This window comes from Streptomyces sp. NBC_01264 (genome assembly GCF_026340675.1).
GTDB lineage: Bacteria > Actinomycetota > Actinomycetes > Streptomycetales > Streptomycetaceae > Streptomyces.
In genome coordinates this window covers 679,073-701,589 of the sequence record NZ_JAPEOX010000002.1, presented here as the reverse complement: position 1 = coordinate 701,589, position 22,517 = coordinate 679,073, and the positions used below count along the sequence as shown (strand labels likewise).

Annotated in this window: 19 protein-coding genes and 1 tRNA gene; 17 read left to right on the top strand and 3 right to left on the bottom strand. The window is 71.6% G+C overall.

The window, feature by feature from the left end; all coding sequences use genetic code 11:
• The first annotated feature begins 31 nt into the window (after positions 1–31).
• The 6 genes from OG435_RS36095 to OG435_RS36070 all read left to right on the top strand — a co-directional run bounded on the left by OG435_RS36095 (position 32) and on the right by OG435_RS36070 (position 6,874).
• Entirely contained in the window at positions 32–2,308 is a 2,277-nt protein-coding gene (locus OG435_RS36095) for a HelD family protein (protein WP_266883530.1), read from the top strand.
• Positions 2,309–2,459: 151 nt separating this feature from the next.
• Complete coding sequence (locus tag OG435_RS36090; RefSeq protein ID WP_430625841.1) at positions 2,460–3,791, top strand: M14 family metallopeptidase; 1,332 nt, start codon at positions 2,460–2,462, stop codon at positions 3,789–3,791.
• 178 nt (positions 3,792–3,969) lie between these two features.
• The gene (locus OG435_RS36085; protein ID WP_266883526.1) at positions 3,970–4,887 is read left to right on the top strand and encodes a MurR/RpiR family transcriptional regulator; all 918 of its coding nucleotides are present in this window, start codon (positions 3,970–3,972) and stop codon (positions 4,885–4,887) included.
• A gap of 326 nt (positions 4,888–5,213) precedes the next feature.
• A complete protein-coding gene (locus tag OG435_RS36080; RefSeq protein ID WP_266883524.1) occupies positions 5,214–5,594 on the top strand; it encodes a hypothetical protein in 381 nt (126 codons plus the stop codon).
• A gap of 157 nt (positions 5,595–5,751) precedes the next feature.
• Complete coding sequence (locus OG435_RS36075; RefSeq protein WP_266883522.1) at positions 5,752–5,952, top strand: hypothetical protein; 201 nt, start codon at positions 5,752–5,754, stop codon at positions 5,950–5,952.
• Between the two features lie 115 nt (positions 5,953–6,067).
• Positions 6,068–6,874: an SDR family NAD(P)-dependent oxidoreductase gene (locus OG435_RS36070; protein ID WP_266883520.1), complete on the top strand. Its 807-nt coding sequence runs from the start codon at positions 6,068–6,070 to the stop codon at positions 6,872–6,874.
• Here OG435_RS36070 and OG435_RS36065 read toward each other — a convergent pair.
• Entirely contained in the window at positions 6,871–7,356 is a 486-nt protein-coding gene (locus tag OG435_RS36065; protein WP_266883518.1) for a peroxiredoxin, read from the bottom strand. The genes OG435_RS36070 and OG435_RS36065 overlap by 4 nt on opposite strands.
• Positions 7,357–7,475: 119 nt before the next feature.
• On the bottom strand, positions 7,476–9,041 hold the full coding sequence (locus tag OG435_RS36060; protein WP_266883516.1) for an oleate hydratase: 1,566 nt from the start codon (positions 9,039–9,041) through the stop codon (positions 7,476–7,478).
• A 209-nt stretch (positions 9,042–9,250) separates the two neighbouring features.
• Here OG435_RS36060 and OG435_RS36055 point away from each other — a divergent pair, with 209 nt between their 5' ends.
• The 10 genes from OG435_RS36055 to OG435_RS36010 all read left to right on the top strand — a co-directional run bounded on the left by OG435_RS36055 (position 9,251) and on the right by OG435_RS36010 (position 21,756).
• Positions 9,251–10,267, top strand: coding sequence for a LacI family DNA-binding transcriptional regulator (locus OG435_RS36055; protein ID WP_266883514.1), 1,017 nt, complete (start codon positions 9,251–9,253; stop codon positions 10,265–10,267).
• 217 nt (positions 10,268–10,484) lie between these two features.
• Positions 10,485–11,843 carry an ABC transporter substrate-binding protein gene (locus tag OG435_RS36050; RefSeq protein WP_430625803.1) on the top strand — a complete coding sequence of 453 codons (1,359 nt, stop codon included), beginning with the start codon at positions 10,485–10,487 and terminating at the stop codon, positions 11,841–11,843.
• Between the two features lies 1 nt (position 11,844).
• On the top strand, positions 11,845–12,900 hold the full coding sequence (locus tag OG435_RS36045) for a carbohydrate ABC transporter permease (RefSeq protein WP_266883512.1): 1,056 nt from the start codon (positions 11,845–11,847) through the stop codon (positions 12,898–12,900).
• Positions 12,901–12,910: 10 nt separating this feature from the next.
• Entirely contained in the window at positions 12,911–13,801 is an 891-nt protein-coding gene (locus tag OG435_RS36040) for a carbohydrate ABC transporter permease (protein WP_266883510.1), read from the top strand.
• Positions 13,802–13,910: 109 nt separating this feature from the next.
• The gene (locus tag OG435_RS36035) at positions 13,911–16,436 is read left to right on the top strand and encodes a right-handed parallel beta-helix repeat-containing protein (protein WP_266883508.1); all 2,526 of its coding nucleotides are present in this window, start codon (positions 13,911–13,913) and stop codon (positions 16,434–16,436) included.
• A 168-nt stretch (positions 16,437–16,604) separates the two neighbouring features.
• Positions 16,605–18,302, top strand: a complete 1,698-nt coding sequence (locus OG435_RS36030) for a glycoside hydrolase family 13 protein (RefSeq protein ID WP_266883506.1) — start codon at positions 16,605–16,607, stop codon at positions 18,300–18,302.
• Between the two features lie 244 nt (positions 18,303–18,546).
• Positions 18,547–18,846, top strand: a complete 300-nt coding sequence (locus OG435_RS36025) for a hypothetical protein (protein WP_266883504.1) — start codon at positions 18,547–18,549, stop codon at positions 18,844–18,846.
• Positions 18,847–18,900: 54 nt separating this feature from the next.
• A complete protein-coding gene (locus OG435_RS36020) occupies positions 18,901–19,485 on the top strand; it encodes a TetR/AcrR family transcriptional regulator (protein ID WP_266883502.1) in 585 nt (194 codons plus the stop codon).
• Positions 19,486–19,575: 90 nt separating this feature from the next.
• Positions 19,576–20,955: an MFS transporter gene (locus tag OG435_RS36015; protein WP_266883500.1), complete on the top strand. Its 1,380-nt coding sequence runs from the start codon at positions 19,576–19,578 to the stop codon at positions 20,953–20,955.
• Between the two features lie 36 nt (positions 20,956–20,991).
• Positions 20,992–21,756 carry an SDR family NAD(P)-dependent oxidoreductase gene (locus tag OG435_RS36010; RefSeq protein ID WP_266883498.1) on the top strand — a complete coding sequence of 255 codons (765 nt, stop codon included), beginning with the start codon at positions 20,992–20,994 and terminating at the stop codon, positions 21,754–21,756.
• Positions 21,757–21,814: 58 nt separating this feature from the next.
• Here the strand turns inward: OG435_RS36010 and OG435_RS36005 are convergent.
• Positions 21,815–21,888 (bottom strand) — tRNA-Met (locus OG435_RS36005).
• A gap of 337 nt (positions 21,889–22,225) precedes the next feature.
• Between OG435_RS36005 and OG435_RS36000 the strand changes: the two genes are divergently transcribed.
• Positions 22,226–22,429 (top strand): cold-shock protein, encoded by a 204-nt coding sequence (locus OG435_RS36000; protein WP_053678014.1) that lies wholly within the window; start codon positions 22,226–22,228, stop codon positions 22,427–22,429.
• Positions 22,430–22,517 lie beyond the last annotated feature (88 nt).

Sequence of the window (22,517 nt, the reverse complement as noted above, 5' to 3'; positions counted from 1 at the left end):
ATGGAGACACCGTACCGCGTCAGGAGTGGAATTGTCAACCGAAGAATTCCGGAATGAACAGCAATTCATCACGGATCTCTACGCACGCCTCGACGCCCTGCGGGAGCAGGCCGAACGTGCCGTGCGGGGCGCGCTCGGCGAGGCCGGCAGCGGGTTCCAGGCGCGACTGGAACGGGACATCGTGGTCGCCGAACAGTCCGGTTTGCTTTCCGCCCTGAACTCGGGAGAAAGCGGCCTGTGTTTCGGCCGCCTGGAGTTCTCCGACGGCTCGGACCACCACATCGGCCGCATTGGAATCAGGCAGGACGACGCGGAGCGCACCCCTATCGTCCTCGATTGGCGGGCCGATGTCGCACGCCCGTTCTATCTCGCGACCGGCCATTCCCCCATGGGGCTGCGCCGGCGCCGCCACATCACCACCCGGGGCCGCGAGGTCACGGCCCTGCACGACGAGATCCTCGACCTCGCCGACACCGAACGCACCGGCCACGAGGGAGCCGACGCGGACGCGGTGCTGCTCTCCGCCCTCGACGCCGCCCGGACCGGCCGGATGCACGACATCGTGCAGACCATCCAGGCCGAGCAGGACCGCATCATCCGCTCCACCCACCGCGGCATCCTGGTGGTGGAGGGCGGCCCGGGCACCGGAAAGACCGCCGTGGCCCTGCACCGCGCCGCGTACCTGCTCTACGCGCACCGCGAGCTGCTCGCCAAGCGCGGCGTACTGATCGTCGGGCCGAACCCGGCCTTCCTCGGCTACATCGGCGAGGTCCTCCCGGCCCTCGGCGAGACCGGGGTCCTGCTCGCCACCCCGGGCGAGCTGTTCCCCGGCGTGCGCGCGAGCGCCGCCGACCGTCCCGGCGCCGCCGCCGTCAAGGGGCGCGCCGAGATGGCCGGGATCCTCGCCCGCGTCGTGAGCGACCGGCAGGCCCTGCCGGAGACCGTGCCCGCGGGCAGCGGCGAGGACGCCGACGTGGTCCCCGAACCGGCCCTGGTGATCGACCACGACGACTACGGGAACCTGCTGCTCGACCGGACCATGGCCCACGAGGCCCGGGACCGGGCCCGCGCCACCGGGCTGCCGCACAACCTGGCGCGCCCGTACTTCGCCTTCCGGATCATCGACGCCCTCACCGAACAGCTCGCCGACCGGCTCGGCGCCGACCCCTACGGCGGCCCCAACCTGCTGGGCCCCGACGACATCGCCCAGCTGGGCAAGGAGATCGCGACCAGCGCCGAGGTACACGCCGCCATCGACACGCTGTGGCCCCCGCTCACCCCCCGGCAGCTGATCTCCGACTACCTCGCCGAGCCCACCTACCTCCCCGAAGCGCAGGTCGCGCTGATCCGGCGTACGACGACGGGCGAGGCGGACTGGACCCCCGCCGACGTCCCGCTGCTCGACGAGGCCGCCGAGCTGCTCGGAGTCGACGACACCGCGCGGCGCGCCGCCGAGCAGCGCGAGCGCCTCGAACGCGTCGCGTACGCGCAGGGCGTCCTGGACCTGTCGGCCGGATCGGACTCCTACGAGTTCGAGGACATGGAGAACGAGTTCCTCGCGGCCCACGACATCATCGACGCCGAGCGGATGGCCGAGCGGCAGGAGGAGGCCGACCACCGCAGCGCGGCCGAACGGGCCGCCGCCGACCGCACCTGGGCCTTCGGCCACGTGATCGTGGACGAGGCCCAGGAGCTGTCCGCCATGGCCTGGCGGCTGCTCATGAGGCGCTGCCCGACCCGTTCCATGACCCTCGTGGGCGACCCGGCCCAGACCGGCGACGAAGCCGGCTGCGGCTCCTGGCAGCAGATCCTCGCGCCCTACGTGGAAGGCCGCTGGGAGCTCGTGCGCCTCGCGGTCAACTACCGTACGCCCGCCGAGATCATGGAGCTGGCGGCCGCCGTGCTCCGGGCCCGGCACCCCGGCTTCGAACCGCCGCGCTCGGTCCGTTCCACGGGGCGCCGCCCCCGGGTGACGCGGACCGACGACCTGCCCGCGGCGGTGGCCGACGCGGTACGGGAGGGCGCGCCGGCCGGGGGCCGCCTCGCGGTGATCGCGCCGCGTCCGCTGCACGAGGCGCTGGCGGCCGCGCTGCCCGGCGTACGGGCGGGGGAGGAGCCTGACCTCACCCGACCCGTGGTCCTGCTCGCTCCGCGGCAGGCCAAGGGCCTCGAGTTCGACACGGTGATCGTCGTGGAACCGGCGGACCACGAGCCCAGCGACCTCTACGTCGCCCTGACCCGCGCGACCCAGACCCTGCGGGTGCTCCACACCGGCCGGCTGCCGGAGGGGCTGGACGAACAGCCGTAGCCGGGCCACGCGCACGCGCGCCCGTGGGGCCGTCCGGCACCACCGAGGTGTCCCGGACCGGAGGAACTCGCCCGGCCACCCGGGTGAGTTCAGGAGCGTATCCCTGCGGCAGGGGCCACGCTCCCGCTACAACCGGGGCGTGATCGAGAAGATGACGGCGCGCGGCCTGTCCGCGCTCGCCGCAACCCTGGCGGCCGTGCTCGCGGCGGCCCTGACCTCCGGCCCGGTGCGCGCGGCCGACGGTGCGCCGCGTACCGGCTCCCGGGCCACGGACACTGCGCCGCGTACCGGCTTCGAGGCCACCGGCGGGGCGCGCTGGACCAGCGAGTCCCAGGAGCGGGAGCTGCTCGACGCGATCGGCCGGCCCGGCGGCCGCGCCACCGTCCGGACCATCGGCACGACGGTACGGGGCCGCCCGCTGCGCCTAGTGAGCCTGGGCCGCGGCCCCGTCACCGTCCTGCTGGTGTGCAGCCAGCACGGGGACGAACCGGCGGGGCGCGAGGCGTGCCTGAGCACCGTGCGGGACCTCGCCCGGGCCCGGGACGCGGCCGACCTGCGCCTCCTGGAAGCGGTCACCCTGCTCGTGATCCCGACGGCCAACCCGGACGGGCGGGCGGCCGGCACCCGTTCCAACGCCGGGGGCACCGACATCAACCGCGACCACATGGCCCTGACCTCGCTCGAGGCGCGGGCGACGGCCGCCGTGCTGCGCGACCACCGGCCGCACCTCGTCTACGACCTGCACGAGTACCGGGCGACGCCGGGGACGTACGACAAGGACCTCTTCGACCTCTGGCCGCGCAACCTCAACACCGACCCGGCGGTGTACGCGCAGTCCCGCGCCCTGTCCGAGACGTACGTACGCGGGGCGGCGCACGCGGCCGGCCATTCCACCGGGACCTACGGCATCCGCACCGACCCCGTGTCCGGCGACCCGGTCGGGCAGTCCGCCGGCGACGGGCAGGAGCGGATCCTGCGCAACACGGCGGGCGTCAAGCACGCGGTCGCCCTCCTGATCGAAAGTCGCGTCGAAGCGCTCGCGGGCGCGGCCGGGGATGCCGAGCGGGCCGACCCGTCGCTCAACCACCGCCGTCGGGTCGGCTCCCAACTGGCTGCCCTGCGCGGCCTGTTCGCCTACGTCTCCACCCGTACGGGCCCCCTGGCGGCGGCCTCGGAGGAAGCGCGCCGGGCGGCGGGGAGCGCGGTGGGCCCGGTCCCGCTGGGCGGCGCGGACAACGCTCCCGCGGCAGTGGGGGAGATCCTCACCGACCCGCCCTGCGGCTACCGGCTCACCCCGGCCCAGTACGCGCGGACCGGCAGCCGCCTGGCCCTGCACGGCGTACGAGCGGTACCCGTCGGCGGCGCATCCGCCGACGGCGCCTTCGTCCCGCTGAGCCAGCCCCTGCGGGCCCTCGCGGTGCTCCTCCTCGACGGCCGGGCCTCGCACCGGCTCACAACCGGGCAGCCCGTGCGGGACTGCTGACGCCCCCTCGGCCCACGCGGCGACCGGCGAGCCGGTGCCCGTCCGCGGGCGCCACGGACGTCCGCGCGGACCTCCGCGGCGCCGGTCGCGTCCACGTCCGCGGAGGGAAGCGCGCTGGTCAGCCGGATGCCGTGAGCTATGTTGGGATCACGGAGTGGCACGAGAGGGAGGACCGCCGGTGTCATCGGGGCAGCAGGCGCGCGCACAGGCGGCAGCGATCACGCCCAGCGGGCAGGCGGTCGACCACGAGCGGGCCCCGGCCGACCGGGTCCGGGCGCTGTTCGACGGGCACCCGCTCTCGCCGGGCCAACGGCGGATCGCCCAGTACCTCGTGGACCACCTCACCGAGGCGGCGTTCCTCTCGATCACCGAGCTCGCGGAGCGGGCCGGCGTGAGCCAGCCCTCCGTGACCCGCTTCGCCTCCGCCCTCGGTTTCAGCGGCTATCCGGCCCTGCGCGACGTGCTCCAGCCGATCGCGCTCAGCGCGGTGGCCGGCGCCCCCGACAGCCCCGAACAGGCCCGGCGCAACGAACTGCAGGCGGCCGTCGACGCCGAGATCGAGAACCTGCGCACCGTGCGCCAACTGCTCGCCGATACCGACCAGGTGCTCGACATCGGGCGCGAGCTGGCCCGGTCGGTGCCGCTGACGGTCCTCGGGCTGCGGATCTCCGTCTCGCTGGCGGAGTACTTCGCGTACGCGGCGCGCCGGATCCACCCCGACGTACGCCTGGTCACCGGCGGCGGCAGCGTCGCCTCCGACGCGCTGCTGCAGGCCCGGGCCGCGGGCGGCAGCTGGGTCCTGGCCTTCGCGATGCCCCGGCACGCCAAGGAGACCCTCGCCGCGCTGCGGGTGGCCCGCGGAGCGGGGCTGCGGATCGCGCTGATCACGGACCGCACGCTGGGGCCGCTGGTGGAGGAGGCCGATGTGGCGCTGACGGCCGGCACCGGATCGCGGCTGGTCTTCGACTCCTACGCGGCGCCGGGCGTCCTGTCCGCGGCATTGCTCCAGGCGATGGCGGACGCGGACCCCGAGCGGACGCAGACCCGGCTCGAAAGCTATGAGCAGGCCGCGGACCAGCACGGCTTCTTCCTCTAGGAGGGGCCGGACCCCAGGCGGACGAACTGGCATGAGGTACCATATTCATGCCCACCCGCCACATGAATATTTTCATACCCTTGCTTACTCAACGGTATATATGTTTACTGATGGGCGGCGCGGTAATCCGTCGAGATGCCAAGGGTGGTGTCCCCACACCACCCCAGAACAGACACCAGGCGTGACGTTTCACCTCCTCACGTGACGCAAGGTGCCCCGTCCGGCTTTCGGATCCCGCAGCGCCTCTGCGGCCTCGGCCAACCCCTGGGCCGAGGCCGCGCCACGCGTTCTCCATCGGCGTTCGACACCTCGCGGAAGCGGCAAGAATGTCTCAGACGGCTCTCACCACCCGCAGTCAGGACTGGCCCCACCAGGTCAGGAAGCCCGGGAACCACGACTGGGAACGCACGGCCACCCGCTGGCTGGGCGAGCTCCTGCCGGCCCGCTACGCCGGTTACGCGACGCTGAAGCGGAGCCCCGTGCTCCTCGCGCGGCACGCCCAGTTGCAGGTGGAGCACGAGACGCGTGCCGTACGGGTGGCCCTGGAGACCGGCCGGGCCCAGCTCCCCTCCCTCGGGGTGACCGAGGGAGTCATCGAGACCTCCATCAGGATGTACGCCGCCGAGCTCCAGCAGCTCTCCCGGCTGGCCCGCGCCATCCGCCTCGTCGGCGACGCCCTGGCCTCGGGCACGGCCCGCGCGCGCTAGACCGTCCCTTCCGGATCCTGCCCGGCCCGCCGGTTCCGGTTCGTCCGATCGGTTGGCTCTTGGCCGGTCCCGGCGCTGTGTCGGGACAGACGGGCCGCGCCTCTTTAGGTTCGATGGTGCTCACCGCTCCCGCTCGAACCTTTCGAAAGGTGCATCCATGCGTTCCGTACGCTCCGTGCTCTCCCTGGTCGCCGCCGGTGTCATCGTCCTCGGCTGCGCCTCCGCGGCCTCCGCCGACGTGACGGTCAACGCCCCGTCCGAGAAGTCGTACACGATCGTCTTCGGCGACTGGCTCCAGTTCGCGGCCGACGACGTGTTCAACGCGGGCCTCAACAACACGGTGGGCTCCAACAACTGACCACGGGCTCCACGGTCCCCGGTCGTCCGGCACCCGCTGCCGGACGGCCGGGGACCCGGCGCGTACGGTGGCCGGGCACGGGGAGGTACGCCACCACACGCAGGGGAGACGGGCCATGAACGCGGTCGACTACCGGGGCCAGACCACACTGATCACCGGCGCCAGCTCCGGTCTCGGCGAGGAGTTCGCCCGCCGGCTGGCCGCCCGCGGATCCGGGCTCGTCCTGGTCGCCCGCCGCGCCGACCGCCTGGAGCGGCTCGCCGCGGAGCTCTCGGCGGAGTACGGGATCGAGGCCACGCCCGTCCCGATGGACCTCGGAGCGGACCGGATCGGCGACGCGCTCCTCGAGGAGCTGGAGCGGCGCGGCATCACGGTCACGAGCCTGGTCAACAACGCCGGCTTCGGCACCTTCGGCCCGCTCCACCAGGAGGATCCCGCACGGCTGCGCCAGGAACTCGCCGTCAACGTGGGCGCGGTGGTCGACATCAGCCGTGCCCTCATCGGCCCGCTGCGCGCCCACGGCAAGGGCGTCCTCGTCAATGTCGCGAGCATGGCCGCCTACCAGCCCATCCCTCAGATGGCCGTCTACGGCGCGACCAAGGCCTTCGTGCTGAGCTTCACCGAAGCGCTCTGGCACGAGTCCCAGGGCACCGGACTGCGGGTGCTGGCGCTCTCGCCCGGCGCCACGAAGACCGAGTTCTTCGACATCATCGGGACCAGCGAGGTGGGCGGCGGCACCCGGGTCCAGACGTGCGAAGAGGTGGTCCGCACGGCGCTGGCGGCGCTCGACCGCAAGAACCCGGGCCCCAGCGTGATCTCCGGCGCCCTCAACCGGGTGATGGCCGTCGGCGGCCGCCTGCTCAGCCGCCGGCAGATGGTCAACTCGGTGGGCCGCCTCATGCCCGCGGCCGATCCGCTCTAGCCGGTGGTGACACCCGCGAGCTGTTCCGCGATGGTGTCCGCGGAGGGGAACCTCATGCCCAGGGTCCCGACGTGCTTCCAGTGCAGGGTGCCGTCCGGCGCGATGACGAAGACGGAGCGCCGCAGACCGATCACGGGAGCCGCGATGCCGAAGGCGCGGGCGACCGTGCGATCGGTGTCGGCGAGCAACGGGATCCGCAGGCCCCGGGACCGGGCGAAGGACTCGTGGCTGTCCACGCCCTGCGGGCTGATGCCCCAGACCTGGGCGCCGCACGCGGAGAGCGCCTCCAGCCCGTCGGAGTAGGAACACAACTGCGTCGTGCAGACCGGGGTGTTGTCGCCGGGGTAGAAGGCGAGGACGACCGGTTTCCCGCGCTGCTCGGCGAGGGCGTACTGCCCGCGGGTGAAGTTGTCCTCGCTGAGCAGGCCGCCGGGGAGCGAGAAATCGCCCACCACATCGCCCACGTCCGGGATTCGGGTCACGATGTCCGCACCTCGCTGTCGTCTCTGTCGTCGAGGGGCGTACGGTACCCGGTCGCGCCCGCCGTGTCGCCGCCCGGTGTCCGGACCGGTGGCGGGGGAACGGCGGGCGCGACCGCGGCTCAGCGGCGGTGCATCGTGTGCAGGGCTTCGAGGAGCACCTTGGGATCGTGGCCGCCCTTGTAGACCGGCGGCGGCTGCCGGTCCAGGTGCAGCAGCCGGGCCACGGCGGTCCAGGCGGTGCGCACCGAGTACTCGACGGTGAACACCACGTCGTCGGGGACCTCGGCGTACTGGCCGATGAAGGCCAGGTTGGTGGAGCCCTCCGGGACCACCTCGGGCCGGTCGCCGGCCTTGCGCACCAGGAACTGGCTGGTGATGTACGGCATCAGGGCCGGAACGACGACCGAGGACTCCAGGATCTGCTCGCTCTGCGCGAGGCGCAGGTGCCCGAGCACCTCGGTGAGGATCTCGCGGCCCGTGCACTCGGCCATCGTCTTGCCCACGTGGTCGCCGGCCTTGTCCGGGAAGAGGGCGTACCCCCACCAGACGTAGGTGCCCTCGGGCTGCTCGTGGAAGTGCGGCTGGTGGTTGAGGACGATGGTGAGCAGCCAGCCGGAGTCCTTGAAGGTGATCAGGCCGCCCTTGCCGGCCTCACTGCCGGAGAACTCCTCCATGGCCTTGAAGAAGGTGGGGTCCTGGGTGGTGACGGTGAAGGAGCCCCACGTGGAGTCCGAGACGGAGGAGTCGAACACCGAAGGGTCGCCCAGGTGGGGGCGCTTGGCCGCCAGGGTCTGCCACAGGCGCCACGAGGCGTCCGGCGCGGAGGTGTCCAGTACGGCGGGGGTGTCAGTGGATCCCAGGGTCGAGTTCGCCGTCATCGACCCGTTGGTGACGAACACCAGGTCCTCGGCGGCGACCGGGATCCGCAGGTCCGCGCCCTCGCGGGTACAGGCGAGGGCGGTGACGGTGGTGCCCTCGCCGTCCGCGAGCTCCACGTCGGTCACGGTGGTGTTCATGGTGAACACGACGCCGTTGCTCCGCAGCCAGCTCTGGAGCGGTCGCACGATCGAGTCGTACTGGTTGAAGCGGGTGCGGTAGATGCCCGACATGGTGTCGAAAGTCTTGAAGAGGTGCACGAACCGGTTGAGGTAGCGCCGGAACTCGATCGCCGAGTGCCAGGGCTCGAAGGCGAAGGTGGTGCACCACATGTACCAGAAGTTGGTGGTGAAGAACTCCGGGGTGAAGCAGTCGGAGATGCGCTTGCCGTCGAGCCGGGACTCGGGGGAGGCCACGCACGCGACCAGATCCAGGCGGTCGCGCTCGGAGAACCCCATGGAACGGGTGTCGACCCGCAGGCCGGTGGAGTCGACCAGGCGGGCCTTGTCGTTCCAGGCGAAGTCCTCGTGGAAGGCGAAGGTGTCCTCGGTGACGGAGAGGCTCGGATCGTCCAGTGAGGGGATGGAACGGAGCAGGTCGTACGTGCACTCGAAGTGCAGCTCGAACATCCGGCCGCCGCGCATGGTGTAGCCGTTCTCGGGATCTCCGGCGGCGTCCAGGCTGCCACCGGTACGGCCCTGGGCCTCCAGGATCGTGATGTCCGAGCCGGCGAACCCGCCCTCCCTGATCAGCAGCGCCGCCGCCGACAGGGAAGCGATGCCGGCACCCACCAGATAGGCCTTGGCCACGATGTGTCTCCTCGCCCTGGCCGCACGGGCCCCGGTCGGCCGTACGGTCACCCGCCCAGCCGATCACCCTCCGCGGCGGGTCGCGACCGGGGTGCGCCATTGGGCGGGATCGGGCCCGGGAGCGTGTGCGCGGTGCGCTTCCGATCCGCTTGCAAGAGATTTGCGTCGGTGGGACTGTTTTTTGCGCACCCGACTGATAGCTTGGCCGCGTGAGCACCCAGAGGCTAGCCCAAGTGGCCGAGATGGCCGGCGTCAGCACGACTACGGTGAGTCGCGTCCTGAACGGCAACAGGGACGTGGCGCCCGCCACCCGCGAGGCGGTTCTGACGGCCGTGGACGTGTGCGGTTTCGAGCGCCCGTCGGAGTTCCGCAAGGAACGGGCCCAGCTGATCGGACTGGTGGTCCCCGACCTCCAGAACCCCGTCTTCTCCGCGGCGGCGGAGTCGCTCGCCGGGCTCCTCAACGGCCAGGGGCTGGTCCCCGTGCTGTGCACGCGCACGGCCGACGGCGTCTCGGAGTCGCACTACGTGGACATGCTGCTCGGGCAGAACGTCGGAGGGATCGTCTTCGTCGGCGCCAGCTACACCGACATAGGCGAGGCCCAGGGGCGCGAGCTGCGCCGCCGCGGGATCCCCGTCGTCCTGGTGAATCCGGCCGACGAGAACCCGGGCGTCGCGCAGGTCTCGGTGGACGACGCCGCAGCCGCCGAGCAGGCGCTGGAGCACCTGTCGGCGCTCGGCCACGAGCGGATAGGGATGATCGTGGGCCCCTCCGGCCACGTCCCCTCGGTCCGCAAACTCGCTGGTTACGCGGCTTTCAACGCCCGGCGCGGGGTCCCGGCCCAGGAGTGGCGGCCGCTCGTGGCCCACGCGCTCTTCTCGATGGAGGGCGGCGCCACGGCGATCACCCAGCTCCTCCCGCACGGGGTCACGGCGGTGGTCTGCGCCAGCGACGCCCTCGCCCTCGGCGCCATTCGCGGGGCGCGCCGGCGGGGGCTGGGCGTACCGGCCGAGCTGTCCGTCGTCGGCTTCGACGACTCGCTCTTCATGGTGGCCACCGATCCTCCGCTGACCACGGCCCGTCAGCCCGTCGCCGCCATGGCCTCGGCCGCGGTGCAGTTCCTGGCCGAGCAGATCCGTACGGGCGTCGGCCTGTCCTCGGAGATCCTCTTCGACACCGAACTCATCGTCCGCTCGTCCACCACGCGCCCCTCCCCGAGGCGCTGACGGGGGAGCGGGAGCGGCGCAAGCAGAGAGGGCCCGGCTGTCGCCGGGCCCTCTCTGCGTGTCCGGCGCAACCGGTGGGGTGACGGCCGGGACGTCACGGTCCGTCACCTAGCTGAATCTCCATGCGTAATGTCTTGCGTAACATTATTGACTTCTTGCGTTCACGGCTTCTACTGTCACGCCATCGAAGCCCGACCCGCTCGGAAGGCCTGTTCCCATGGATGGCATCACCAGACGTCGAGCCCTTCTCCTCGCCACCACCCTCGTGGCGGGTCTCGCCCTCACCGCCTGCGGCGGCACTCCGGCCCCGGCCGGCGACAAGGCCGGCGGGGTGGTGACGATCACGGTCAACGGCATGCCGGCCACCACGCAAGCCGCCGACCGCAAGGACTTCGAGGAGCTGGTCAAGCAGTTCGAGGCGGCGCACCCCAAGATCAAGATCGATGCCCGCGAGGGCCAGATGGATCCCAAGACCTTCGCGGCCAAAGTGGCCGGAGGCCAGCTCGAGGACGTCTACTACGTCTACTTCACCGACCCGGCCGGGCTGATCCAGCGCAAGCAGGGCGCCGACATCACCCCCTACCTCGCCGACGTCCCGTACCTGTCCGACATACGCCTCGAGCTCCAGAAGGTGTTCAAGGACAAGGAGGGCAAGACCTACGGGCTGCCCACCGGCAACTACTCCATGGGTCTCGTCTACAACCGCGAGCTGTTCCGCAAGGCCGGACTCGACCCCGACAAGCCCCCGACCACCTGGGAAGAAGTCAGGGCCGCCGCGAAGAGGATCAGCGAGCTCGGCGAGGACACCGTGGGCTACGCCGACTACAGCAAGAACAACCAGGGCGGATGGCACCTGACGTCCTGGCTGTACTCCATGGGAGGCGAGGTGGCCACCGAGGAGAACGGCAAGTGGAAGGCCGCGTTCGACAGCGACGCGGGCCGTAAGGCGCTCCAGGCCCTGCACGACATGCGGTGGACCGACAAGAGCATGGGCACCCGCCAGCTCCTGGAGATCGGCGACGTCCAGAAGATGATGGGCTCCGGCAAGCTCGGTATGTACATGGCCGGGCCCGACAACATCCCCACCATCGTCAAGCAGTTCGAGCGCAAGTACGAGGAGTTCGGCCTCGCGGCCCTCCCCGGCACGGCCACGCTCGGGGGCGGGGACGGGTTCATGTTCAACCCGAAGGCCACGCCCGAGAAGATCAAGGCCGGTCTGCAGTGGGTCCAGTGGAAGTACCTCAACCCCGACCGGGAGGAGGAGAACGTCACCAAGTTCTCCGGCCTCGGCGTCCCGATCGGCCTGCCCCAGCCCAACCTCTTCGCGGGCGCCGCCCAGCAGAAGATCCAGGCCGTCCACGCCGCGCACGCCAACGTGCCGCAGGAGAACTACAAGCCGTTCGTCGACCGCAGCCCCCAGGTCGAGGTCAAGGTCGAGCCGCCGAACGCGCAGCAGCTCTACACCGTCCTCGACGGTGTCATGCAGTCCGTCCTGACCAAGGAGGACGCGGACCTCGGCAAGCTGCTCAAGGAAGCCGCCGCCCGCGCCGACACCATCCTCGCCACGGTGAAGTGACATGTCCGCACTCCCCACCCCCGCAGCCCCGGCCCGGCGGCCCCGGCACCCGCGTCGCGCACGCCGCCTCCGGGACCTGCGGCGGACCGGAGCCACGGGCGACAAGCCGGCCACGGGCGGGAACCCGGCCACGGGCGAGAATCCGGCCACCGGCGACAACCCGGCCAGGGGAAGGGCCCCGGCCACCGGCCGGGTCCGCCGGCTGCGGGAGAACCTCGTCGCCTACCTCTTCCTCTCCGCCGCGCTGATCTGCTTCGCCCTGTTCGCCTGGTACCCGATCGTCCGCGGCGTCCTCCTCGGCTTCCAGCAGGTGACCTTCGCCCAGCCGGCCGAGTGGGTCGGCCTGGACAACTTCCGCCGCCTCTTCGCCGATCCGCTCTTCGCCACCGCCTGGCGCAACACCGGCTACTTCACGCTCCTGGCCCTCGTCTTCGGCTTCGCCGCCCCGTTCGTCACGGCCGTCGTCCTGAACGAGCTGCGCCGCGGCCAGTCGTACCTGCGGCTCACCGTCTACCTCCCGGTGATGCTCCCGCCCATCGTCACCATGCTGCTGTGGCGCTGGTTCTACGATCCCGGCCCCGGCCTCTTCAACAACGTCCTCGGTGTCCTGCACCTGCCCGCCCAGCAGTGGCTGGAGTCGGAACACCTCGCGATGATCTCCCTGGTGCTCGTCTCCACCTGGGCCAACATGGGCACCACGACGCTCATCTACCTGGCGGCCCTCGGTGGAATCCCCGGGGAGCTCTACGAGGCGGCCGAGCTCGACGGGGCCTCCATCCGCCGGCGCCTGTGGCACGTCACGATCCCGCAGGTCAGGTTCATCCTCCTGATCACCCTGCTGCTCCAGGTCATCGGCACGATGCAGGTGTTCGTCGAACCGTTCGTCCTCACCGGCGGCGGCCCCGACGACGCCACCGTCACCATCCTGCTGCTGCTCTACCGCTACGCCTTCGTCTACAACGACTTCGGCCTGGCCAGCGCCATGAGCACCCTGCTCTTCGTCGTCCTGGGCCTCTTCGCCGGCCTCTACCTGCGGCTGACCCGGACCAAGGACTAGGAGGACCGCCATGGCCGCCACCGAACCCCGCTCCCGCACGCTCATCGCGCCCGCCGAACTGACCCGGCCCGTAGGCCGGTTCCTGCACCGCTTCGTCCTGGGCGCGACCCTGACCGGCTTCACCCTGGCCTTCGTCTTCCCGCTCTACTGGATGACCACCGGCGCCCTCAAGACCTCCGCGGAGCTGGCGGAGCCCCGCCCGACCGTGCTCCCGAGCAGCTGGCACCCCGAGAGCTATTCCGAGGCCTGGACGAACACGGGACTCGCCGGCTACTTCCTCAACACGGTCCTGCTCGCCTTCGGAGCCCTGCTGTTCCAGCTGGTCATCGACGTCTGCGCCGCCTACGCCCTGTCCAAGCTCCGCCCCGTGCTGGGCAACGCGGTGCTCGCGATGATGCTGGCCACCCTGATGCTGCCGGTCTCCGCGCTGCTCGTGCCCGTGTACCTCACCGTCGTGGACGTTCCCCTCGTCCACGTGAACCTGATCAACACGCCGTTCGCCATCTGGCTGCCGGCCGCGGCGAACGCCTTCAACGTCTTCATCCTCAAACGCTTCTTCGACCAGATCCCCACCGAACTGCTCGACGCCGCCCGGATCGACGGCGCGGGCACGGTCCGCGTCCTCGTCTCGGTGATCCTCCCGCTGTCCCGCCCGGTGCTCGCCGTGGTGTCCATCTTCGCCGTGGTCGGTGTCTGGAAGGACTTCCTCTGGCCGATGCTCGTCCTGCCGGACGAGACCAAGCAGCCGATCACCGTCGCACTCAACCGCCTCGCGGAGTTCATGCCGGCCAACCAACTCCTCGCCGGCATGGTCATGGCCAGCGTCCCGCTGCTGGTCCTCTTCCTCCTCTTCCAGCGGCACATCATCTCCGGCCTCACCGCAGGAAGCCTCAAGGGCTGACCACTCCCGGTCTCCCCGGCACCGCCGCAGCGACGGACCGCCGCGGCGTCCCCCACCGCGCCCGCCCGCCCCCGCGCGCGGGACGCGCCTTCAGAAAGGACACGCCGCCGTGTCTTCTCCCCGAGGAACCCGCACCAGAGCCGCACGCCTCATCTCCCCACTCCTCCTCACCGCCTTGGCCACCACCGGCCTCACCGGCACCCTCGCCACCGGCTCGTACGCCGCCGCCGTCACCCTGGAGGCGGAGTCGGCCGCCCTGTCGGGCGGTGCCCGCGCCGAGTCGGAGCATTCCGGTTACACCGGCACGGGCTACGTCGGTGGTTTCACGGACGGCAACAAGGGGGCCGCTTCCGTCTCCTTCGCGGTGCAGTCGGCCGCGTCCGGTACGGGTTCGGTCGCGATCCGGTACGCCAACGGCACGGGTTCCGCGCAGACGTTGAGCCTTTACGCGAACGGGGTCAAGGTCCGTCAGGTGTCCCTCCCCGCCACCGCGAACTGGGACACCTGGGCCGTCCGCGAGGAGCCGCTGCCCCTGGCCGCCGGCGCCAACACCGTCGCGTTGACCTTCACCACCGCCGACTCCGGCAACGTGAACCTCGACGGCATCACCCCCACCGGCCCCAGCACCACGCCCACCGACCCGCCGCCCACCTCCCTCAGCCACCAGGCCGAGACCGCCTTCGCCTCGGGCGGCCCCGCCACCGCCTCCGCCGTCGCCGGCTTCAGCGGATCCGGGTACCTGACGGGCTTCACCACCACCGGCGCCCGCGCCGTCTTCTCCGTCTCCACGCCCACCGCCGCCACCCGGCAGGTGGCCGTGCGCTACCGCACCCCGGGGGCCAACCCCGCGACCATCACCCTGACGGCCAACGGAGCTCCCGTACGCAGGCTCACCCTCCCCGCCACCTCGGGAGCCTGGGCCGCCTTCACCACCGACGCGCCCCTGCGGGCCCACCTCAACACCCTCACCCTGCGCACGGAGGCAGGGGACAGCGGCGACCTCCAGCTGGACGGCATGGAGGTCACCGGCTCGGAGGCGAACGCCACCCGCGGCGCGAGCCTCCCGTTCACCGCCTACGAGGCCGAGGCCGGCGCGACCAACGCCTCCGTCACGGGTCCGGACCGCACGTACAAGACCCTGGCCTCCGAGGCCTCCGGCCGGCGGGCCGTCGTACTCGACCAGACGGGGGAGTACGTCCAGTTCACCCTGGCCAAGGCCGCCAACGCGGTGACCGTGCGCTACTCGATCCCGGACAACGCGGCCGGCACGGGCGACAACGCCACCCTCAGCCTCTACGCCAACGGCGCCCACACCAAGGACCTCGCCCTCACCTCCAAGTACAGCTGGGTCTACGGCGCCTACCCCTACGGCAACGACCCCTCCCAGGGCGATGCCCACCGCTTCTTCGACGAGACCCGCACCCTCACCGGCGAGTTCCCCGCCGGTACCGTGCTGAAGTTCCAGAAGGACGCCGGGGACACCGCCGCCTCCTACGCCATCGACCTCGTCGAGACCGAGACCGCCCCGACGGCCGCCCCCATGCCCGCCACCGGATTCGTCTCCGCCGCCGGCCTCGGCGTCACCCCGAACAACGGCAGCGACGACACCGGCGCCCTGAACAGCGCACTGTCCACCGCCACCGCCCAGGGCAAGGGCCTGTGGCTCCCCGCCGGTACGTACGACCTCTCGGGATCCGTCAACCTCACCGGAGCCGTTCTGCGCGGCGCGGGCGAATGGCACACCACCCTGCGCGGCAAGAACGGCAAGGGCGGGCTGTTCGGACGCGGCGGCACCAGCACCGTGCAGGACCTGGCGATCACCGGAGAGTCCGACCACCGCGACGACGCCAACAGCGACGCAGCCGTCGAGGGGGACTTCGGCTCCGGCTCCACCCTGCAGAACCTCTGGATCCAGCACAGCAAGGTCGGTCTCTGGATCGACGCACCCACCCGCGGCCTGCTCGCGACCGGCCTGCGCATCCGGGACACGTACGCGGACGGGGTCAACCTGCACAAGGGCACCTCGGGCAGCGAGGTCTCCCAGAGCAGCATCCGCAACACCGGCGACGACGCCCTCGCGATGTGGTCGGAGGCCCAGGCCGTCACCGACTGCGTGCTCCGCTCCAACACCGTCCAGCTCCCGCTGCTCGCCAACGGGGCCGCGATCTACGGCGGCAGCGGAAACCGGATCGAGGACAACCTGGTCTCCGACACCGTCACCGGCTCCGCCGGAATCGTGGTCAGCACCCGCTTCGGCATCCCCTTCAGCGGACCGGCGACCGTGCGGCGCAACACCATCGAGCGGGCCGGCGGCTACGAGCCGAACTGGGCGAGCAAGCTCGGCGCCCTGTGGGTGTACGCGGACACCTCGGAGATCACCACGCCGGTACTCCTCCAGGACAACGACATCCTGGACAGTACCTACAGCGGCCTGCTCGTCTCCTGGCAGAAGAACGTCGCGAACCTGACGGTGAAGAACACCCGGATCGCCAAGGCCGGCGGCTACGGCATCGAGATCAACGCGGCGGGCGCGGGCACCTTCAGCGGGGTCACGGTCACCGACGCGGCCTCGGGCGGACTGAGCCTCGCCGGCGGGTTCGCCGTCAACCGCGGAGCCGGCAACTCGGGCTGGTAGCCCGGCCGCAGCACCGCAGCACCGCAGCACCGCAGCACCTCCCCGGAACCCGGGGCCCGGTCACCCCAGCCCCCCGCCGCCCGACCGGGCCCCGTACCCCGGCGCGTCCGCCCACCCCCGCGCCCCGTGCACACGTACACCCCCGCACCCACCCCACCAGGAGATCCCGTGACCCAGCGCACCCCGCACCCCGCAGCCTCTCCCTGGTGGCGGCACGCGGCGATCTACCAGATCTACATACGCAGCTTCGCCGACGGCAACGGCGACGGTACGGGGGACATCGCCGGAGTCCGCGCCCGGCTGCCCTACCTGCGGCAACTCGGTGTGGACGCCCTCTGGTTCAACCCCTGGTACGTGTCTCCCATGGCCGACGCCGGCTACGACGTGGCCGACTACCGCGACATCGACCCCCTCTTCGGAACGCTCGCCGAGGCCGAGGAGCTCATCGCCGAGGCCCACGGCCACGGGCTGCGGGTCATCGTCGACCTCGTCCCCAACCACTGCTCCGACCAGCACCCCTGGTTCGCCCGGGCCCTCGCGGCCGGCCCCGGGTCCCCCGAGCGCGAACGCTTCTGGTTCCTCCCCGGACGCGGTGAGCACGGCGAACTCCCGCCCAACGACTGGGGCTCCTACTTCGGCGGGCCCGCCTGGACCCGGATCACCGAGGCCGACGGCACCCAAGGTCCCTGGTACCTGCACATGTTCGCCCCCGAACAGCCGGACCTGAACTGGGAACACCCCGACGTCGCCGCCGAGTTCGAGGACGTCCTCAAGTTCTGGCTCGACCGCGGGGTCGACGGCTTCCGCATCGACGTGGCGCACGGCCTCGCCAAGAAGCCCGGTCTCCCCGACGTGGGCGAGAACCCGGACCCGACCGACCTGCCCTACCAGGACGTGGACGCCGTCCACGCCGTCTACCGCGACTGGCGCAAGATCCTCGACACCTACCCGGGCGACCGCGTGTTCATCGGCGAGGTCTGGCTCCCGGAGGCCGAGCAGTTCGCCCGCTACCTGCGCCACGACGAACTGCACTCCGCCTTCAACTTCGACTACCTGTGCGCCCCCTGGGACTCCGGCGTCCTGCGGAAGGTCGTCGACTCCACGATCGCCTCGCACGAACCGGTCGGCGCCCCGCCCACCTGGGTGCTCTCCAACCACGACACCATCCGCCACGTCACCCGCTACGGACGCGCCGACACCTCCTTCGACATGGGTGACAAGCGGCTCCTCGACCCCAGCGACGCCGAACTCGGCCGCCGCCGTGCCCGCGCCGCTGCCCTCGTCTCCCTGGCCCTGCCCGGCGGGGTCTACATCTACCAGGGCGACGAGCTCGGCCTGCCCGAGGTCCAGGACCTGCCCGACGAGGTCCTCCAGGACCCGACCTTCCTGCGCTCCGGCGGTACGGACCGGGGCCGCGACGGCTGCCGCGTCCCCCTGCCGTGGGAGGCCGACGGCCCCTCGCTCGGCTTCTCCGCCCCGGCGGCCGGGCGCGCCCCGGGCGATCCGGCCGAACGGGCCGAACCGGCGGCCCCCTGGCTGCCGCAGCCCGAGCGGTGGGCCGCCCTCAGCGCGGCGGCTCAACAGGAGGACCCGTACTCCGTCCTCACCCTCTACCGCGAGGCGCTCGCCCTGCGCGGCGCCGAACTGACGCGGCTGCCCGAGACACTGGAGTGGGTCGACGCGGGACCCGACACCCTGTGCTTCGACCGCCCCGGCGGTCTGCGCTGCCTGACCGCCTTCGCGAGCCCGGCCCCGCTTCCCGCGGGCGCCCGGGTCCTGCTCGGCAGCGGTCCCCTCGACACCGGCTCGGACGGCGCACCCGTACTGCCCCGGGACACCACGGTCTGGCTGCGCATGCCCGGGTAGGCGGCATCCGTGGGCCCCACGGCGCGGGCAATCCGTATCGTGAGATGCGGTGTCACATGTCGGCGGCGGCGTGCCAGACTCTTCCGCATGTGCCAGCAGAAGATTAGCGCCGGCGTGCCGGCCCGGAGCTGACCGAGACCACCCCAGCAGCCCACCGCCCGCACGCAGACCTCTCGCATCCGCGAGGGGTCTTCTTGTTTTCCGGGACCACGCACCTCCGCCCCAGGACAGGAGCCCACCCCTCATGACCCGCAGCGATGTTCTCCCCGCCGTCGACGACGCCGTGCGCACCGGCGACACCGCCTGCCACACGCTGACCGTCACCGTCCGGGACGGTGGTCACGCCCTCACCCGCATCTCCGCGCTCCTCAACAACCTGTCCGTCCGCAGACTGTCCTTCAGGGCAGCGGACGGCGGGGACCTCGCGGTGTGCGAGATCGTGGTGCCCGTGGCCGACTCGCCCCGCGCCTTGGCCAAGCTCCGGCGCTGCGTCGAGGTGGTCGAGCTGAGCGCCCACCCGGCGGGGGAGACCCGGGCCATCTGAACGAACCGCGCGGATTACTTGACTGACCGTTCCAGTATCCGTAGAGTTCGGGACGTGGCCAGGACCAAGGAATTCGATCCGGACGCCGCGCTGCAGTCGGCTCTGGAGCTGTTCTGGCGGCGCGGCTACGAGGCGACGTCGATGGCGGACCTCGTCGAGGCGCTCGGCATCGGGCGAGCCAGCATGTACGCCACCTTCGGGAACAAGCGCGAGCTCTACCTGAAGGCGCTGGACCGCTACAGCGAGCACCTCGACCCCGGCCTGCTGCGCGAACTGTCCCAGCCGGGACCCGCGCTGCCGGCCGTGCGCACGGTGGTACGCCGCTTCGCCGCCGAGTCGAGCACAGGCGACCTGCGGCGGAACGGCTGCTTCGTGACCAACGCGGCCGCGGAACTCGGAGCGCACGACCCGGCGGCGGCCCGCAGGGTCGAAGCGAGCTGGAACCACATCGAGACCCTGCTGCGCTCGGCGCTCACCCGGGCCCAGGCCCAGGGCGAACTGCCCGCGGACCGCGATCCGCGCACGCTCGCCAGCATGCTGCTGGTGCTGATGCAGGGCATGCGCGTCGTGGGCAAGGCCTCGCAGGACCCGGGCCGGGTCCGGGTCGCGGCGGAGCAGGCGCTGAGCCTGCTCGACTGACCGGACGCACGAGGGCGCCTCCCTCCGGGGAGGTTCTTTTCGGGCCTCATTCTGGAATGTACGATCCAGTTTATATTTCGAGGGGGAGTCATGACCGTCACGCAGACCGCACGCACCCAGCAGACGCTCACCGCGTCCGGATCCAGGGCGGCCCGACCGGCGCCCGGCCCGGCCTTCGCGCTGCTCGGCACCGTACAGATGACGTTGATCTTCGCGCTCACCTCGCTCGTCGTGCCGCTGCCCACGATCGGCCGCGAACTCACCCTGGGCCGCGACGACTTGCTGCTCCTCAGCGCCGCCTACGGGCTGAGCTTCGCCGGGCTCCTGCTCTTCGGGGGCCGCCTCACCGACCGGTTCGGCGGGCGCCGGGTGCTCACCGCCGGCCTGCTCCTCTTCGCCGTGGCCTCCCTCGCCGCACCGTTCGCCCAGGGGTCCGGCACGCTGCTCGCCGCCCGCTTCGCCCAGGGGGTGGCCGCCGCGCTCACCGCACCGGCCGCCATGGCCGTCCTGCGGGCGGTCTTCCCCGAACCCGCCGCGTTCGGACGGGCGATGGCCACCTGGGGCGGGCTGTCCGTACTCGGCGCCACCGCGGGCAACCTGCTCTCCGGAGTCATCTCGGCCGTGGCCGGCTGGCGGTTCTCCTTCGCCGTCCCGGTCGTGGTGGCCGTCGCCGCACTGCTCCTCGCACCCCGGCTGCTGCCCGCCACCGAGGCGGGCGAGGGCCGCTCCCTGGACCTGCCGGGCGCCCTGCTGGCCACCGCCGGGATCAGCCTCGTCAGCTACGGGTTCGTCCTCACCGACGTCCGGCCCTGGGGATCGACGGGCGTCCTGGTCGCCCTGCTCGCCGCGACGGCGCTCCTGGTGGCCTTCCCGCTCGTCGAGCGCCGGATCCGTGACCCCCTCCTCCCGCTCACGTTCCTCCGCGACCGCCGCCGGGTCCTGGCCCTCGCCGCCATCGGCCTGACCGCCGCCGGATCGACCGTGACCTTCGTCCTCCTCTCGCTCCACCTCCAGCAGGAACTGGGCTGGTCGGAGCTGCGGACCTCCGCCGCGTTCCTCCCCTTCGCGGTGGTGCTGCTCGTGGCCGGCCGGGTGGCCGGTCCCCTCGTGGGCCGGTACGGAGCGCCCCGCGTCACCACCACCGGCCTCGCGGTCGCCGCGGCCGGGCTGGGGCTCCTCGCGCTCACCGGCCTGGCCGCGCAGATCCCGTACGCCTACGGCCTGCTCCCCGGCCTGATCCTGCTGCCCGTCGGCACGGCGGCCGCCTTCGCGGGGGCCGCGGTCCTCGCCACCGACGGGGTGGAGCCGCACCAGGCGGGACTCGCCGGCGGGGTCATGAACACCGCGATGGAGCTCGGCCCGACGGTCGTCTTCGCCGCCGTGCTCTCCCTGGGCTCCGACACGGTCTCGCTGGCCGCCACCGCGCTCGCCTTCGGCGCGGCCGCCTTCCTCAACACCCGCATCAAGTAACCGACAGACACCCGACCGAGCAAAGGAATCACCCTCATGTCCGCACGTTTCACCGGCAAGAACGTCCTCGTCACCGGAGCGGGCTCCGGCATCGGCCGGACCGTCGCCCTCGCCTTCGCCGCCGAGGGAGCCGCGGTCGCCGTGGCCGGCCGCACCGCGGCACTGCTCGACGAGACGGTCGAGCTGATCGAGAAGGAGGGCGGCAGGGCGATCGCGGTGACCGCGGACGTGACCCGCTCCGAGGACGTACGGGCCATGGTGCGCCGCACCGTCGAACACTTCGGCGGCATCGACGTCGCCGTGAACAACGCGGGCGTCTTCCGGGGCGGCGGCCCCGTGGCGGACCTGGCGGAGGAGGACTGGCGCGGCATGCTGGACATCAACCTCACCGGTGTCCTGCTCAGCCTGCAGGCCGAGGTCGCCGCCATGCGTGACCAGCCCGGGGGCGGGGCGATCGTCAACATCTCCTCGAACCTCGGCGCGCACACCCGCATCCCGGGAGTCGCCGGCTACCTCACGACGAAGGCGGCCGTCTCCGCCCTGACCCGGGCCGCGGCCCTCGACCACATCGCCGATGGTGTCCGCATCAATGCCGTCAGCCCCGGCGCGACCGCCACCACGATGTCCCTGCGGCCGGGGGAGGGTGACGCCGAGCGTGCGGTGAGGATGAAGGACGAATCGCCGCTGGGCCGGGTGTCCTCCACCGCCGAGGTCGCGGCGGCCGTGCTCTACCTGGCATCGCCGGACGCCGGCTCCGTGGTCGGCACCGACCTGGTGATCGACGGCGGCGTCGCCGCCTGACCCCGGAAATGGGTCCGGCCCCCTCGACGCCTGGGCGTCGAGGGGGCCGGACCTTTCGTAGCGGGGACAGGATTTGAACCTGCGACCTCTGGGTTATGAGCCCAGCGAGCTACCGAGCTGCTCCACCCCGCGCCGTTGTGAACACCACTGTACGGGATCCCGGGCCGGCCTCCGACCACGGCCGAAAATCCGGGCCGGCCCGGACGGAAAATGAACAGGGCGGGGCGGAAATTTCCGGACCGGTGGAAGGGGCGGGTTTTATTTTCACGCCGATCCGACCCTGCCGTGCTACTGTGGTTTGAGTTGCAGTTGTGGTTCCCAAAATTTCGAGCACCTCTGCCCACTCCTCTCGTAGGAGCAGGGCGAGTGTTCTTGTTTTTCCGGCGTTTTCCGGGCTGGGCAATCATCGGCGACTTGAGATCCGCACAGTGCGGATCTCCGGGCTGTGCCCCGAAGGAGTTAAAAAAACATGGCTAATGGCACCGTGAAGTGGTTCAACGCGGAAAAGGGCTTCGGTTTCATCGAGCAGGAGGGTGGCGGTCCTGACGTGTTCGCCCACTACTCGAACATCGCCTCGCAGGGCTTCCGTGAGCTTCAGGAAGGCCAGAAGGTCAGCTTTGACATCGCGCAGGGCCAGAAGGGCCCGACCGCCGAGAACATCGTCACCGCCTGACGTTCACGCGTAACCGCGTAGCTGGGGCCCGCACCTTGGGTGCGGGCCCCAGCTCGTTGCGTTTTTTGGATCTGCGGGCCGCGGCCCG